This is a genomic window from Halomonas sp. FeN2 (genome assembly GCF_020595105.1).
GTDB lineage: Bacteria > Pseudomonadota > Gammaproteobacteria > Pseudomonadales > Halomonadaceae > Vreelandella > Vreelandella neptunia.
Genome location: NZ_CP074200.1, coordinates 1,550,145 through 1,566,608, shown reverse-complemented (window position 1 = coordinate 1,566,608; position 16,464 = coordinate 1,550,145). Strand labels below are relative to the sequence as shown.

Below are 16,464 nucleotides of genomic sequence, written 5' to 3'. Positions count from 1 at the left end.
CATCAGGAACGTTTCTGCCATGTCGAATAAAAAGCCCAATCGCCCTTCACAAAATGCTCGCCAACGTACTTTGGGTGCTAGGGGAACCGCACAGGCATTAAAAAAAGCCAAAGATCGCACGGTACAACAGCCAGCCAGTGTGGCTGCATGGAAACAGTTGGGGGCAGAGCTTTCAGAAGCCGGTCAGTTTCAAGAAGCATTAGAAGCTCTAGATCGAGCCAGCTCACTGGTTGCTGATGATGCCGAAACATTGGCTCTTCAGGGCCGGATAACCCATCAAGCTGGTGACCCAGTAAGAGCACTGGCATTTTTACACAGTGCAATCGAGATCAACCCTAAATACGCCAAAGCACAGCATTATATTGGTTATATTTATTACACCCAGGCACGTTTTGATGAAGCGCTAAAACATGCCGAAATTGCCTGTGAGTTAATGCCAGGTGATGTCGATATGCTCAATACCTTAGGCAATACGTTGATGCAGACCTTCGATTATGCCCGAGCTAGAGATGCACTTGAAAAAGCCGTAAAATTAGCACCTAAAAATTACCTTTCGTGGAATAATCTGGGTAATGTATATAATGCTATTGGTGATCTTGATAAGGGCCTTGAAAGTTACTGGCAAGCCCATCGCGTAAATCCCCAGGCTCCAGGGCCATTTTCTAATATTATTACAACCTATCACTATCATCCGAATAAAACAGGACAAGAAATTACAGTGCTATGTAAGCAGTGGCATCGTAAATATTCTCCTGAGGTGATGATCCCTCTGCCTAGATCAACGCCAATAGCCAGTAAGCAACTACGTATTGGCTTAATATCTGACGGTTTTCGCGGTCATCCTGTTGGTAGAATGATAACTTCGGCCTTAGAGCAGGTTCCTAAAAGTCAAGCTGAGTTCTATTGTTATAGCACAAATAATGTTAATGATGGAATTACTGAAAGGCTAAAAGCAGTATCAGAAAAATGGATGAGTGTTCAGCCGCTTAAAGATCAGCAAGTGGCACAACAAATTGCTAACGATGAAATTGATATATTGATTGATCTTGTCGGACATAATGCCGGCAACCGTGTATTGTCAGTTGCAATGCGCCCTGCACCGCTACAGGTTAAGTGGGTAGGGGGGTTGATCAATACAACGGGTGTTGAAGCCATTGACTATTTAATCAGTGATAGCATTGAAACGCCTGTGGGTGTAGATAACGATTATGTGGAAAAGCTAATACGTTTGCCTGATGACTATGTTTGCTATGTCCCACCTAATGGATACGAGCCAAGTGTAAGGACATTACCTGCACAAAGGAATGGTTACATAACATTAGGCTGCTTTAATAATGCCGCCAAGCTTAATGATATACTTTTAGTACAGTGGGCAGAAATAATGACATGCCTTCCTGGTTCAAAGTTGCTTTTGAAAAGTATGCAGTATAAGAGTGAAGAGCGGCGACAAAAAATTATTGACTTAATGGTCATGAATGGTATTGAAAAAGAGCGCTTATTGATTGAGGGGCCTTCACCGCATGCTGAGTTATTAGAAACGTATAATCGAGTAGATATTTCTTTAGATCCATGGCCTTACTCCGGTGGCTTGACGACGTGTGAGTCGTTGCTAATGGGAGTGCCAGTAGTCTCTCTTCCTGGCCCCACCTTTGCAGGACGCCACAGTGCTACTCATTTGATTAATGTGGGTATGCCAGAACTTGTCGTTGGTTCTTGGGAGGAGTATCGAGAAAGAGTTTTAGAGCTTGCATCTGATTTAGATAGCCTTGCCACTATTAGGCAGCACCTTCGTCAAGTCTTATTAGAGTCGCCGGTATGCGATGCTACCCGGTTTGCAAAACATTTTACTGATGCAATGCGCGCTATTTGGCAACGCCACTGTGAAGGGAAGCAACCTGCCGCGCTAACGTTCGATAAAACTGGGCTAGCGAAATTTGAAGATGAAGAAGCGCCCGTAGATGTTGTTTATGCAGAGAGCCTGGAAGTCGAAACGGCTGGTTTTCACTGGTCACTACCCAGCAAGATTATAGCGCTGGATAATGGTTCAAAACTAGTTGTTGAAAAAGGTATTGATACACTTAGGAAGTTAAATTCATTTGGTATAGTCGCCTTCGACCCAGCAAGCCAAGTAATAAATACTGAGCGGTTTGAGGGCAGCAAAGATGTGCAGGTTTTTACCCATGCTGTTTTAGGAGATGGTAGTTCGGCGACGCTTTATTCGTGCTTAGATCCAGCATTGAGCAGTACCCTGGAACCGATGCCAGTGGAACAACAGTACGGAGCTAACCCTGCTGGTGCAAGCGTGCTTGCTAAGCTTCCAATCAATACTATCGCGTTAGATAGCATCGAAGGTCTGGATAGTCTGGATTGGTTGATTCTGGACGATTTAAGTGATTCGGCCGCAATCCTTGAGAATGGTGAAAAAGCCCTTAAAGATACGCTAGTCATCCAAGTGCGTATTGCCTTTCAACCGACGCATAAACGACAGCCAAACTTAACCGAAATTCAGCACTGGATGTCACGCCATGGTTTCCGTCTATACCGTTTCAACAATCAGCAGCACTTAAGCCACCTGCCAGACAGCGTACCTGCAGAAATTCGTCAAGCTACCGAGCTGCAAAGTGTCGATGCCGTTTTCCTGCCCACTCACGAGCGGTTGGCCGAGCTAAGTGAAAACCAGATCACCAAGCTAGCTTTCCTGCTGCATACCGTGTATGGCATCAAAGATATGGCATATTCGCTGTTGGCTAGAGTGAATGAGGATAAAGCGGAGGAGTATTTGATTGAAGAAGGCTTAGCTAATAAAAAGCTAGTGCCTGCTATGAAGCGTGAGGTGATTTATGATCCCAATCAGCTTGAGTGCAATCAACGTGAATTTACTCTTTGTGTAGGGGTGCCGGTTTACAATGAAGAGAAATATATTCGCGAAACCATTCAGTCATTAAAAAACCAAGATTTTGAGAATGTCAGGTTTTTGATTGCGGATAATTGCTCAACGGATGACACGCTGAATATCATTTGCGAAGAAACAGCAGATGATGATCGCTTTGAAATATTCCAACAGCCTAAAAATATAGGTGCATCAAGAAATTTTGAATTTTTGATTTCAAACACTAAGTCAAAGTACTTTATGTGGTTAGGGGCACATGATGTTTTGTCAGAGAAATATTTATCATTGGCTGTTGAGGAAATAGATAAGACTACAGATGTCGCTATGGTTATGGGTAAACCAATGGCAATAAGTAAAACATCTAATCTGATAGGTTTTGTGAAAGATGCTGTTTATGATTTTACTAGTAATAAAAGAGAAGAGCGTTATCTGAAGTCGGTAGCTGAGCTTGCAAACTGTACCGTGGTGCATGCTGTGTTTGTTAGAGAAGCGTTAAAGGATTTTGAATTTAGGGTAACTGTATCTCCTGACCATGTCTTAATCAGCCACCTTCTTTGGTATGGAAAATTGAAGAATATAGACGGCGCTAGCTATTTCAGACGCTATTTTGATGCTAGGAGTGAAAGTCAAGCTAACAGAGTTAGCGGTGGCGAAGTAAAGCTAGATAGAGAAGATTTTTTTGAGTATTACTTGGATGATTTAAATGGTTTGGCTAATGAGTCTAACTATTTTTTGGGTAAGGGTTTTTCTAATAAGATAAAGGGTATTCTTAAAGCTAGGTTTTTATAGGTGGGTGAGATTATGAAATGTGTCATACTAGCCGGTGGTTTGGGTACCAGAATTTCTGAAGAAACGCACTTAAAGCCAAAGCCGATGATTGAAATAGGAGGCAAGCCAATACTCTGGCATATAATGAAACTTTACTCTTTTTATGGGGTGAATGATTTCATTATTTGTTGTGGTTACAAAGGCTATGTTATTAAAGAGTACTTTGCTAACTATTTTTTGCATATGTCTGATGTAACGTTTGATATGTCAAGTAATACGATGCAGGTGCATGAAAAACATGCAGAGCCATGGCGGGTTACATTAGTCGATACGGGAGAGGAAACGCTGACCGGTGGGCGTCTTAAGCGGGTCGCCAATTATGTCCGAGATGAGCAAGCTTTTTGCTTTACCTATGGTGATGGAGTGGCCAATATCGATATTGGTGCTCAACTTTCTTTTCATCAGCAGCATGGAAAGCTCGCTACTGTAACTGCGGTACAACCTCCTGGTCGTTATGGGGCATTGCTGCGTAACGGAACTGCCGTCCGTGGTTTCCAGGAAAAACCCCCTGGCGATGGTGCGTGGATCAACGGTGGTTTTTTTGTCCTAAACCCGCAAGTTCTGGACTTTATTGATGGCGACCAGTGTTCATGGGAAGGTCATCCATTGGAGAGCATCGCCAATAATGGGCAGTTAGAAGCTTTTGAACATCTTGGATTCTGGCAACCCATGGATACTCTGCGTGAAAAAAACCATCTAGAGCATCTTTGGGATTCAGGAAAAGCCCCCTGGAAATTATGGTCATGAATAAATTGTCGTTACCGTTTTGGCAAGGTAAACGAGTGCTGGTGACCGGTCACACAGGTTTTAAGGGGTGCTGGTTGACTTTGTGGTTGCAGCGCTTAGGAGCGGAAGTAACAGGGGTTGCTTTGGCGTCAAATACACACCCCAACTTGTTTACGCTTGCCAATGTAAGTAACAACTTGAAGAGCTACGAATGTGATATCCGCGATGCATATAAAGTTTCGCGCGCCATACAAAAATCTAAACCAGAAATAGTCTTTCACTTGGCTGCGCAGTCATTGGTTCGTGCTAGCTACCGAGATCCATTGGCTACCTATGCTACTAATATCCAAGGTACGGCCAATGTGTTGGATAGCCTACGCGGATTGGAGCAAGCACGGGTAGTTGTGGCGATTACCACCGATAAGGTGTATCGCAATCTTGAGCAGCCATACCCCTATCGCGAGACCGACCATCTTGGTGGGCATGATCCTTATAGTGCCAGTAAAGCAGCCGCAGAGTTGGTGGTTGCAAGCTATCGGGATGCTTTTTTGGAGGAACAAGGGGTTGCTGTGGCTACTGCTCGAGCTGGCAACGTTATTGGCGGCGGTGATTGGGCTGAAGATCGCTTATTGCCTGATGCTGCGCGCGCTTGGAGTGCCGGGCAGCCTTTGTATATTCGACGGCCGGAATCAGTACGCCCCTGGCAGCATGTGTTAGAGCCGCTTTCAGCTTATATGCGCTTGGCCGAACAGCTCTATGTGGAGCCGCAAAAAGCAGGAGCTTATAACTTCGGTCCTCTCCCTCATGATGCAGCTACAGTAGAAGACGTTATTACACAGGCGTGCAAATCATTTGGGAGCGGTGAGATTGAATGGGGCGATGGTCGTGCAGGGCCACATGAAGCAAATTGGTTGGCTTTAGAGACTGCCAAGGCGCGAACTATACTGGGCATTGAGCCGAATTGGGAGTTGGTGCAAGCTGTAGACTACACTATGAATTGGTATCGACGCCAGCTTGCAGGGGAATCAGCTCAAGCGCTGTGTTTAGAAAATATCACTGCCTATGAGTCACAATAAAAGGTATGAAAGCATAATGGGCCTACTGACTGTGAGCAATACCCCGTTAAATGGACTGATGCTTGTGCAAAGAGGGCAAGTTGGAGATCACCGAGGTTTTCTTCAGAGGCTTTTTTGCGGTGATTTTTTAAAGCAGGTTGGTTGGCATGCTCCTATTGCGCAAATCAATCATACCTTTACACAACACTGCGGCACTGTTCGTGGCCTACATTTTCAATACGCGCCGTATACTGAAATGAAACTGGTAACCTGCTTGAGAGGGGCGGTGTGGGACTTAGCCGTAGATTTACGTCCCGGTACTCCTACGTTTCTCCATTGGCACGCGGAAGAACTTAGTGCAAAGAACCAACGGTCGCTGCTGATACCCGAAGGATTTGCGCATGGTTTCCAAACCTTAAGTGATGACGTTGAAATGCTCTATTGCCATTCCCAAAGCTACACGCCAACCATGGAAGGAGGTTTGCATCCGCAAGACCCTAGTCTAGCTATCACTTGGCCACTCCCTATTAACAAATTGTCGGATCGAGATGCTTCTCACAAGCTGATTGATAAAAACTTTGAAGGAGTCGTGCTTTGAACTGTCGGCATTGTGCAACCCCGTTAAGTCATACGTTTCTTGACCTAGGGTTTGCCCCGCCATCAAACGCCTACCTTACCTCCGCCGAACTTTTTAAGCCCGAGAAGTATTTTCCCCTTAAAGTGAAGGTTTGCGACCAGTGCTGGTTAGTGCAGACCGAGGATTATACTCAGGCGAATGAACTCTTTAGCTCTGACTACGCCTACTTCTCCAGTACCTCTAGCGGCTGGGTGAGCCACGCTGAGCATTATGTTGAACAGGTATCCAGTGAGCTGAATCTTAATTCTGAGAGCCTAGTTATAGAAGTGGCGTCAAATGATGGGTATTTGCTTAAAAACTTTGTTGCCATGGGGATCCCATGCCTTGGCATTGAGCCAACAGACAGCACCGCTATGGTCGCGGAAGCGAAAGGCATTCCTGTCCTACGTGAGTTTTTTGGCGAAGTGCTGGGTAAGCAACTAGCCTGTGAGGAGAGACAAGCAGATCTAGTTGTTGGTAACAATGTTTACGCCCATGTGCCGGATATTAACGACTTTACCCGAGGTCTTAAGGCGGTACTTAAGCCAGGCGGAACGATTACAATAGAATTCCCTCACCTAATGCGCTTGCTTGAGCAATGTCAGTTCGACACTATCTATCATGAACACTACTCTTATTTATCGCTCTCCGCGGTAAGTCGTATCTTCCAGTCTGCAGGCCTGCGTGTTTGGAAAGTTGAAGAGCTGAATACACATGGAGGGAGTTTGCGTATATTTGGCTGTCATGATGAGGATGAGAGGGAAAATCATAAATCAGTTACAGCAATACTGCAGTTGGAGTTAAACCGTGGCTTGCAACAATTGGAGACCTATCTTGACTTTCAGGCTCGCGCAAACAAAATAAAAGATGATCTACTAGATTTTCTTATCAAGCAAAAGCGCGCAGGAAAAAAAGTGGCTGCCTATGGAGCTGCTGCTAAAGGCAATACCTTGCTTAACTACGCTGGTGTCAAGCCAGATTTACTTCCTTTCGTGTGTGATGCTGCGGCATCCAAACAAGGAAAATTTATGCCTGGCAGTCACATACCGATTTTGTCGCCAGAGCAACTTGCGGATAAACAGCTAGACTATTTGCTGATCTTACCCTGGAATATTGCAGAGGAAGTACAGCAGATAAATAGCGAGATCCAAGAAAGAGGAACGGCATTTGTTATTGCTGTTCCAGAACTTCGAATTTTATGAGAAAAAAATGAAAAATAAAATTGAACCACAGATACCGGTTTTCAGGCCTCTTATCGAAAAGAGCGAAATCGCTGCAGCAATTGAATCGCTGGAGTTGGGTTGGCTTGGCATGGGAAGCTATGTAAAAGACTTTGAGGCTGCAATATCTCGGGTCTGTGATTTTGCCCCCGACGAAGATCGCCATATTGTAGCTGTCAGTACAGGGCATGCAGCACTTCATCTTTCGCTGTTGATGATAGGTGTGAATTCTGGTGATGAAGTCATAACTCCATCATTTAATAATGCAGCTGATTTTCAAGCAATTCGCGCCTGCGGAGCAGAGCCAGTTTTTGTTGACATACAAGAAGATACACTCTGTATTGATGTTGATAAGGTTGAGGGCCTGATAACAGATAAAACCAAATGTATTATTTGTATGGATTATGATATTTTTCTCTGCGATCATGATGCATTGAGTACAATTTCAAAAAAACACAACATACCAATTCTCCATGATGCTGCACACTCTTTTGGCTCGTGTTATAAGGGCAGACCCACGGGTAATCAGCATGAATATACCATGTTTAGCTTTGATCCTGTTAAGGCAGTGACCTGTATTGATGGAGGAGCTATTGTCATTAAGGGTGCGGAAAATATGAAGCGCCTACAAGCGATGCGTTTGATTGGTATGACTCAGTCTGCTGAGCAAATGTATACAAACTCAAGGGCTTGGACGTATGATATTGAAGGGCTAGGATTTAGGTATCACATGGCTAACTTACATGCTGCGATAGGACTTTCCCAAATTTCAAAGCTTGATAAAATCCGAAGTACTCGACAGGAAGCATGTAAGAAATATTATGATGAGCTCTCTCCAATTAATTGGTTAGAAGCTCCTAAAGGTGACTTTGAGAAAGTTAGTCCTTTTCTTTATTATATTAGGGTTCTGAATGGTAGTCGTAATAAGCTACGTGAGCATATGAAATCACATGGAGTCGATACAGGTATTCACTGGCAGGCAGGCCATGAATTTACATATTTTAAGGATTGCCGCAGAGGAGATCTAGTTGTAACTGAAAAAATTGTTGATCAAATTTTATCTCTTCCTCTTCATAGTTGTATGAGCGATGAAGATCAGAGACGCATTATTCAATCTATTGTATCTTTTCAAGGTTGAAAATGAAATATCAAGATATCTTTCAAGCGCTGAAAGGGGTTGGTGATATAGATTTGTCTGCCCTAGCATTGCCTGTAGCTGAAACAGACTTTGCATTGTATCCCATCAATTGTAATCCTGATTGTGTTGATGAGATTGTTGTGAGTATGTTGACTGAGGCTCGAAATAGAAATCGTGATTCATTTCTGACGTATTTCGAAGCTACTCCTGAACGAACATTTCATTGGATTACAAGTTCTGTTGCCAAAGACAACACAAGAATCCTGTTTGCACTAAGGGAGGTTGGAACAAGAGAGCTTTATGGCTATATGGGGCTTGCCTATGGCGATGCTGGTGGGGGGCGTATCGAAGGGGACGCAATTGTTCGTTTTAGCGACATCAGTCGCCCTGGCTTAATGCGTGCGGCATTTCTTAGCTTAGTTGAATGGGTGATGATTGATATAGGTATCAAAGAGGTGTGGGTTAGGGTTCGATCAAGCAATCCGGCTGTTAAGTTTTATAATCAGTGTGGGTTTTCAGTAGAGTTTGAAGCGCCTTTGTATGAAATAAATGGATCTCTAGGTGAGCTTGTAGAGCTTAGCGAAACCCCTCTACAAGACTATGCCGTGACGTCAGATGATTCACTTTTTTATATGAAGTACCACCGTTAAAATTGATGAGAGAATTGCTCAAGCTAAGCGAATGTGCATGATTTTTCGTATCAGTGGTGGATAAAATTAGGAGCTTTTAGGATTTTCAAGTCTTTCTTTATTTTGTATAGATGATTGATTTTCTAAAATTTATTGTGCTAATGAATCGTGCACAGGAATAGCTTGAATTAGTTTTAAATTATAGCATTAATAAGTTTTTTAATATAAGTGATGGGGATGAATATGAAAAGCAGTGGCCATAATCCATTTGCACAGTTTTTACAAGAAAGTCATGACTCAGTGAGTAGTTATTCTTCTCAAGCTGAGTGGAATCGTCAATCGAATGAATGGCTAGTGAGAGCCTTTGATAAAAGGTACATGTACAACTTTCTGTGGATGGGTAGGCCGATTATTCAAACGCCGGTTGACATGACTGCCATTCAGGAGCTTATTTGGCAAATAAAACCGGATTTGATCATCGAGACAGGCATCGCCCATGGTGGTTCGCTAGTGCTAAGTGCATCCATGCTAGCGCTGCTGGATATGTGCGAAGCAATTGAAACAGGCGAAGTGATTGACCCCAGGCTGTCTAAACGTAAAGTGTTGGGTATCGATATCGACATTCGCGCGCACAACAGAGAAGCTATTGAAGCCCACCCCATGGCCTCACGTATTGAAATGATCCAAGGCTCAAGCATTGCCCCTGACGTGGTTGAGCAGGTTCAACAAATAGCCAAGGGATACGAACGCGTGCTGATTTGCCTGGATTCCAACCACACTCACGAGCATGTACTGGCAGAGCTGGAAGCTTATGCGCCGTTGACCAGTGTTGGAAGCTACTGTGTAGTATTCGACACCATCGTTGAAGATATGCCAGCTGATATGTTCCCTGATCGTCCCTGGGGGCCGGGCAATAATCCAAAAACGGCTGTGTGGGAATACTTAAAAGAGCATAGTGAATTTGAGATTGATAAGCATATTCACGATAAGCTTATGATCACAGTTGCGCCAGATGGTTACTTAAAGAGAGTCAATTGATAAAGATTTATTCACATTGAAAAAAGACACGAGGTGAAGAGGGCGATGGGGGGAATCTGTGGCTGCAGTAAGTGGTTTTGTGGTCAGCGTTAAATAAATTTATATGGCCGTCAGTATCAAATTGACGGCCAATTACTATGGAGGAGAGGGGTGGAGTGTGATTGAACAATAGCCAACACCAACTTACTATCGACAAGCTTCAATTGCTAATCGACGGCACACAAGCCACGCTTGCCTGTTTCGAGCAGAAAGGCATGGATATAGAGATGGCTGACGATTATATTAAATTACTGGATATTTTGGATGATGCCGTCAAGCAGCAGCGGGAGCATACAAAGGCGATGCTTTCTTAACAACAGCATGAACATTCCGCACTCCTTAAGGTTGTACCTAACAATACAAGTGCCAGGTAGCAACTAGGTCACTTGATGCCCGTCTAACTCTCTCGCGAGCAACACCAGGTAGCGGAGTTGGAGAAAGAAACGCTAGCGTCGTGAAGTGAAGGATCACATAGCGCCTCTGATCGGTGTTAATTCTAAAAAAATATAAGAAGACGGTTTATTATTTCTTTTTTGCTGCTATCTTGATGCCATTCTGCTGGTGTTTGAGACATAAGCGACTTACCCCGCGCCTATATCTACATCAGATTATTTGTATTCATAGAGGAAAGTGATAATGGCCTATCTACGCCGCTGGAAAAGAACCGTTGCTGCTCTTTCACTTAGCATGGTGGGTGGTGTGCTATCAGTGGCTGCCCAAGCCGATACGCTCCGTGTGGGCATGTCCGGCGGTTACTTCCCCTTTACCTTTGTTGAGCAGGATGAGCTTAAGGGTTTTGAAGTTGATGTCATGAATGCCGTGGGTGAGGTCACCGGTGATGACATTGAGTTTGTCACCGCGAGTTTCTCGGGCCTGGCGGGGATGCTTGAATCTGGCCGTATCGACACCATTGCCAATCAGATCACTATTACCCCAGATCGCGAAGCGAAGTATGTGTTCACTTCGCCTTACGTGTATGACGGTGCTCAGGTCGTGGTGCGAGCAGGCAATGACACCATTGAAGGTGTTGAGGATTTGTCCGGTAAAAGCGTGGCCGTCAACCTGGGCTCTAACTACGAACAGTTACTGCGTGAGCAGCCGAACGCAGATGAAATCGACATTCGCACCTATGAGTCTAATATCGAGCAGGATGTGGCATTGGGCCGGGTAGAAGCCTTTGTGATGGATCGTGTTAGTGCTACGCAGGTCATTAAAGAGAAAGGCCTGCCGTTAGAGCTGGCGGGCCAGCCTTTCTCGACCATTGAGAACGCATTACCCTTCCGTGACGACGAGGCGGGCCGCGAGCAACGCGATCGTGTAGACGCAGCCCTTGCTGAACTTCGCGAAAACGGTGAGCTGCGCGAGATATCGGAAAAGTGGTTTAATAGTGATATCACTCAGCCCTAACCGCTGGGATCATCCGTATAACGCGGCCGTGGCATTGCCACGGCCGTTTGCTTATAAGCGATCTTGATATGCTTAATCTTGAATATATGTGGGGGCTGTTGCCGGTTCTGCTGCGCTACTTGCCGCTCACCCTTCAAATGGCAACGATTGCCATGTTTTTTGCGCTGGTTTTGGCGTGCCTGCTGGCGGTGGTTCGCGTATCAAAAGTGCCGTTCTTGAACGGTTTCTCGCTGCTGTTTATCTCGTTTTTCCGAGGTACGCCTCTGCTGGTTCAGCTATTTCTTTTCTACTATGGCTTGCCGCAGTTGATCAGCGCGTTAATCTCGATTACCGGCGTTACCGCCGCCGTGCTAGGCCTGACGCTGCACTTCTCTGCTTACATGGCCGAGTCTATTCGTGCGGCGATTGTCGGGATTGATCGCAGCCAGACGGAAGCCGCGCTCTCCATCGGGATGACTCAGTCGCAGTTAATGCGGCGTATCATTTTGCCCCAGGCCACTCGTGTGGCAACGCCGACGCTAATGAACTATTTCATCGATATGATCAAAGCGACCTCGTTGGCCTTTACGCTGGGGGTGACCGAGTTAATGGGCGCTACCCAAAAAGAGGCCGCGGGCAGCTTTCTCTATTTAGAAGCATTCCTGCTGGTGGCGCTGATTTACTGGGCGATTGTGGAAGTGCTCTCTTGGGGGCAGCGCCGGTTAGAAATTTATCTGAATAAGGCCTACCAACGATGATTTCGCTGCAGGGCATTACCAAGCGTTTTAGTGGCCATACGGTGTTTAAAGATATCGACTTGAGCCTTGCTCAGGGCGAGATCATTGTGATCATTGGGCCTTCCGGGACGGGTAAGTCGACGTTGCTGCGCTGCATTAACTTTCTTGAGCGCCCTGATGCAGGCCGTTTGCAGGTGGGGGATCTGAGTGTTGATACCCAGCATGCCAGCCGGGCTGATATCCTGGCACTGCGCCGGCGTACCGCCTTTGTATTTCAGAACTACGGCCTGTTCGCTAACAAAACCGCGCTGGAGAATATCAGCGAGGGGATGATCGTGGTGGATAAGTTGCCGAAAACTAAGGCCCACGCCCGTGCCAGGGAGATTCTCGAGCGCATTGGTTTGGCGGATAAAGCGGATGCTTACCCGGCTTCGCTCTCCGGCGGTCAGCAGCAGCGGGTGGGTATTGGTCGGGCGATGGCGGCCAATGCTGATGTAATTCTGTTTGACGAGCCCACCTCTTCACTTGACCCTCAGTGGGTAGAGGAAGTATTGAGCCTGATGAAGCAGTTAGCAGTAGAACGCCAGACGATGATCGTGGTCACCCACGAGATGCAGTTCGCCCGGGATGTGGCAGACCGAGTGGTGTTTATGGACGAAGGCGGCATCGTCGAGCAAGCCCCGCCAGAGGAGTTGTTCACTGCGCCGAAAGATGATCGAACGCGTCACTTCTTGCGCAAAATTTTAGCGCCTACCGGGCAGGCTGTCCCTTAAAGCCTAAATCCTTACTGCCTGAGGTTACTATGCCCACGATTAACAAGGCATTGCTAAAAAGCATTGAGCAGTTAGCCTGGGAAGCGGGCGAGGCGATCATGCAGGTATATCGCCGTGACTTCGCCGTTGAGATAAAGGCTGATAATAGTCCGCTCACCGAGGCGGATAAAGCGGCTCATGCGATTATTGCCCGCGGTTTGCAGGCGCTTACTCCTGATGTGCCGATACTTTCCGAAGAGGATACCCAAAGCTTTAAGGGTGCCAACGCCGAGGGTTTTTATTGGCTGGTCGACCCGTTGGATGGCACCAAAGAGTTTATCAAGCGTAACGATGAGTTCACCGTTAACATTGCCTTGATTGAAGAGGGGAGGCCAGTACTCGGCGTGGTGGTGGCGCCCGCCTTAAAGCTTGCTTATCTCGCCGCCAGAGGTTTAGGCGCATTTAAAGCGGATGATGATGGTCAGTGGCAGCCGATTAGGGCGGCATCGCCTCCGTTAAAAGGGCAGCCGTGGCGTGTTTTGGGAAGCCGTTCACATGCGGATTCCCGTTTGTCGTCTTGGCTTGGCGAACTGGGTAAGTATCATCTTCAGCCCATGGGCAGTTCGTTGAAGGCATGTTTTATCGCTGAAGGAAATGCCGATGTATACCCTCGGTTTGGGCCAACCAGTCTGTGGGATACCGGTGCTGCTCAAGCGGTTGTTGAGCAGGCCGGGGGGCGGGTGGTTACTTTTGATGACCAGCCGTTGGGCTATGCCATGCTAGAAGATGCCACTCCCGTGCAAGTGCTCAACCCCGATTTTGTCGTGTGGGGTCGGCCGTCTACGCTGCGTTAACGACTACTTGATTGCGGCCGTTTGCTTTCGCCTGATATAGGCCGATGTCTGCGCGTTTAAGGGCAGGTTTCAGCGCCTTTTCGGTGGCCAATATAGCGGTTATCCCAAGTGATACGGTCAGCCTGAGCACTTTTTCTGAGTGCTCTTCTGAGATGTTAATGGGGGTGGAAGCAGCTTTGCTCCGTATGCGTTCGGCTACCTGTTCCGCTTGTGCAAGCGAGGTGTTGGGAAGCAAAATCGCAAACTCTTCACCGCCTACTCGGCATAGTAAGTCTTCCTGGCGAAGCAGTTCGGTCACTATTTTTGTGAAGCTTTTTAGGACGTCATCACCAACGTCATGACCATACGTATCGTTAATACGTTTAAAGTGGTCAATATCAATAGCGATGAGTGCGATTGGGTGGTGTTGCCTCCGCGCCCGGGATATTTCTGTCGTCGCTTGGGCCTGTAAATAGCGCCGGTTGAATACGCCCGTTAGAGGATCGGACATGGCTTGGGCGCGTAATTTTTCTTCGAGTCTTTTGCGTTCTGTAAGATCAAACACAGTGGCGCGTGAATGGACAAATTGGCCATTGCGATAATAGGCGGAGGCCTTAATCATAACGTGGCGCTGCTCTCCGTCTCGCGTTAATAGGCTGCACTCGGCGCTACCAGGATGATTGTTTTTGACATTTTCGAAGGCTTTATCAAACCGGTCGCGCGTTTCTGGCGTGATCAGTTCTCGGTATGTGATATGACCAATAACTTCCTCTTCGGCGTAACCTAGCCAGGCGAGCTCGGTGCGGTTCATTTTTATGATCCGTCCTGTGCTATCGAGCGAGTGGTAACCGCAAGGGGCATTTTCATATAGGTCGCTGACTTCATGGGCGTGGCGCTGAGCCGCCTTACGAAGCTGCCGCTGACGCTGGCTGCTGAGAGCCCAGAATATTCCAAAAGCGACGGCGACACTGTAGGTAAGCAGCAGAAACCAGAGAACGGTGGTCTCTTCTTCAATCAGTGAGCGCCAAGAGGGCTGTGGAAGTGTCACGCCTAACTTCCAAGGGTGATAGTCGTTTTCACTGAAAATAGTGCCCGCTAGGCTACGGTAGCGTAGGGTTCGTATATCTTCGGTCTGGAAACGTAATAGATGATTATCTACGCTGGCATGACCTGCATTGCGTTGCTGGATAGCTTGCCAGTAGTGAGGGGCTAGGGAGGCAAAATCACCACCAAAGCTGGCGGCGTCGAGGGGGGGTATGCCTTCGTCGAGCAGCCAACGGCCTTGAGCGTCGATCAGGATTGCATTCGCATTTGGGTCAAGCAGCATGGCTTGGCGTAAAGCGTTTGTGAGGTAGCCCCAATTGAGGCTTAAAAGCACCACGCCACGGCGTACACCCATCGCATCAAAGACGGGGGTGGAAACGTTGACCACCGGGATCACGTCGTTACCCAATAGCTCAAATTGCAGGTTGCGACCCGGTGGTGAGATATAGAGGTCGCGTGGCAGCAGTGAGGATGCTTCTCCGAAGTAGTCGGTATAAGCATGATAGTTGCCCGTCACTCGCGGCCCTGTTTCATTGCTTGTGGGGGCGCGGAGTACTTCGCGCCCTTGGTTATCGATCAGTACCAGCTTGGTATAGCGGGGGTTGTGATTGATCAGCGTGTTTAAAAACGTTGAGAGCTGCGATAAGTCACTTAGAGAATAGTGCTGGTCAACTATTAATGTCTCGTCTTGCCCTGTCAGGTACCGCCTTAATGCCGGCATTTCGGCAATCGCCAGCGCGTAATTGAGGCTTTCATTAATATCGCGTGTTAGCGCCTCTTGCCCAACTTTCAACAAGGCATCGGCTTCGGTATAAAGGCTATCTAGTCGGGATTCCATATGGACATGGAGCACAGGCAGCAACGTTGCCGATACGAGAATCAACGGTATGCAAATGGCTAGCAGTAAGCGAATATATAGACGCCGCAATGACACTGACATGTTTCCTGTAAGTAGGTGTTCACCCGAAGGCAGCCTGCTTTAGCGTTATACGTTACGCTGGTACATGCGCTGCTAGCAAGCGCGGCTAGCGCGTGATAGACTATGCCATCCTCTCAGACAAGACCCGTGAGCGGGCAGCTTAATTTAACTGTCCGCGATATGTTTTGGTAGGGTAAAACGCCTGCCAAATCAACAGGTTTTATAGAAGTGTCGTGTTGCGGAAACGTCGTGCTATGACAGCGTAGCCGACGAACACATATTTAATTTCGTTGCCGTTTTATCGGCAACCTTTATTCTCCAAGGAGATACCCTGTGGCGAACAGCAAGCAAGCTCGCAAGCGCGCCCGCCAGGCCGAGAACCGTCGCGTCCTGAAATCCAGCCAGCGCAGCATGGTTCGCACCTACATCAAGCGTGTAGTGAAAGCGATCGGCACCGGCGACCACGCCAAGGCAATGGAAGAGTTCAAGGCAATGCAGCCGGTCGTTGACCGTATTGCAGACAAAGACGTGCTGTCTAAGAAGAAAGCAGCTCGCCTGAAGAGCCGTTTGAACAAGCGTATTAAGGCACTGGCGGCGTAAGCCGGCAGGCGCCA

The 16,464-nt window shown here is 47.1% G+C and carries 15 protein-coding genes; 14 read left to right on the top strand and 1 reads right to left on the bottom strand.

Annotated elements, in window-relative coordinates:
• Positions 1-19 precede the first annotated feature (19 nt).
• The 13 genes from KF947_RS07280 to cysQ all read left to right on the top strand — a co-directional run bounded on the left by KF947_RS07280 (position 20) and on the right by cysQ (position 13,908).
• A complete protein-coding gene (locus tag KF947_RS07280) occupies positions 20-3,679 on the top strand; it encodes a glycosyltransferase (RefSeq protein WP_227405829.1) in 3,660 nt (1,219 codons plus the stop codon).
• Positions 3,680-4,465 (top strand): glucose-1-phosphate cytidylyltransferase, encoded by a 786-nt coding sequence (gene rfbF, locus KF947_RS07275; RefSeq protein WP_287018803.1) that lies wholly within the window; start codon positions 3,680-3,682, stop codon positions 4,463-4,465.
• On the top strand, positions 4,462-5,520 hold the full coding sequence (gene rfbG / locus KF947_RS07270) for a CDP-glucose 4,6-dehydratase (RefSeq protein ID WP_227405828.1): 1,059 nt from the start codon (positions 4,462-4,464) through the stop codon (positions 5,518-5,520). The genes rfbF and rfbG overlap by 4 nt, the downstream gene beginning before the upstream one ends.
• A gap of 16 nt (positions 5,521-5,536) precedes the next feature.
• The gene (locus KF947_RS07265; protein ID WP_133733223.1) at positions 5,537-6,097 is read left to right on the top strand and encodes a dTDP-4-dehydrorhamnose 3,5-epimerase family protein; all 561 of its coding nucleotides are present in this window, start codon (positions 5,537-5,539) and stop codon (positions 6,095-6,097) included.
• Positions 6,094-7,317: a class I SAM-dependent methyltransferase gene (locus KF947_RS07260; protein WP_133733222.1), complete on the top strand. Its 1,224-nt coding sequence runs from the start codon at positions 6,094-6,096 to the stop codon at positions 7,315-7,317. The genes KF947_RS07265 and KF947_RS07260 overlap by 4 nt, the downstream gene beginning before the upstream one ends.
• 7 nt (positions 7,318-7,324) lie before the next feature.
• Entirely contained in the window at positions 7,325-8,473 is a 1,149-nt protein-coding gene (locus tag KF947_RS07255; protein ID WP_133733221.1) for a DegT/DnrJ/EryC1/StrS family aminotransferase, read from the top strand.
• Positions 8,474-8,475: 2 nt separating this feature from the next.
• Positions 8,476-9,123 carry a GNAT family N-acetyltransferase gene (locus KF947_RS07250; protein ID WP_227405827.1) on the top strand — a complete coding sequence of 216 codons (648 nt, stop codon included), beginning with the start codon at positions 8,476-8,478 and terminating at the stop codon, positions 9,121-9,123.
• A 216-nt stretch (positions 9,124-9,339) separates the two neighbouring features.
• Positions 9,340-10,140, top strand: a complete 801-nt coding sequence (locus KF947_RS07245) for a cephalosporin hydroxylase family protein (RefSeq protein WP_227405826.1) — start codon at positions 9,340-9,342, stop codon at positions 10,138-10,140.
• A 161-nt stretch (positions 10,141-10,301) separates the two neighbouring features.
• Positions 10,302-10,493, top strand: a complete 192-nt coding sequence (locus KF947_RS07240) for a hypothetical protein (RefSeq protein ID WP_133733218.1) — start codon at positions 10,302-10,304, stop codon at positions 10,491-10,493.
• A gap of 322 nt (positions 10,494-10,815) precedes the next feature.
• Complete coding sequence (locus KF947_RS07235; protein ID WP_227405825.1) at positions 10,816-11,586, top strand: amino acid ABC transporter substrate-binding protein; 771 nt, start codon at positions 10,816-10,818, stop codon at positions 11,584-11,586.
• A 68-nt stretch (positions 11,587-11,654) separates the two neighbouring features.
• Positions 11,655-12,323, top strand: coding sequence for an amino acid ABC transporter permease (locus tag KF947_RS07230; protein WP_022521971.1), 669 nt, complete (start codon positions 11,655-11,657; stop codon positions 12,321-12,323).
• The gene (locus KF947_RS07225; RefSeq protein ID WP_133733216.1) at positions 12,320-13,075 is read left to right on the top strand and encodes an amino acid ABC transporter ATP-binding protein; all 756 of its coding nucleotides are present in this window, start codon (positions 12,320-12,322) and stop codon (positions 13,073-13,075) included. The genes KF947_RS07230 and KF947_RS07225 overlap by 4 nt, the downstream gene beginning before the upstream one ends.
• Before the next feature lie 29 nt (positions 13,076-13,104).
• Positions 13,105-13,908 (top strand): 3'(2'),5'-bisphosphate nucleotidase CysQ, encoded by an 804-nt coding sequence (gene cysQ / locus KF947_RS07220; protein WP_133733215.1) that lies wholly within the window; start codon positions 13,105-13,107, stop codon positions 13,906-13,908.
• Here cysQ and KF947_RS07215 read toward each other — a convergent pair.
• Complete coding sequence (locus KF947_RS07215) at positions 13,895-15,871, bottom strand: diguanylate cyclase (RefSeq protein WP_227405824.1); 1,977 nt, start codon at positions 15,869-15,871, stop codon at positions 13,895-13,897. The genes cysQ and KF947_RS07215 overlap by 14 nt on opposite strands.
• A 312-nt stretch (positions 15,872-16,183) precedes the next feature.
• Between KF947_RS07215 and rpsT the strand changes: the two genes are divergently transcribed.
• Positions 16,184-16,450, top strand: coding sequence for a 30S ribosomal protein S20 (gene rpsT, locus KF947_RS07210; RefSeq protein ID WP_022521977.1), 267 nt, complete (start codon positions 16,184-16,186; stop codon positions 16,448-16,450).
• Positions 16,451-16,464 lie beyond the last annotated feature (14 nt).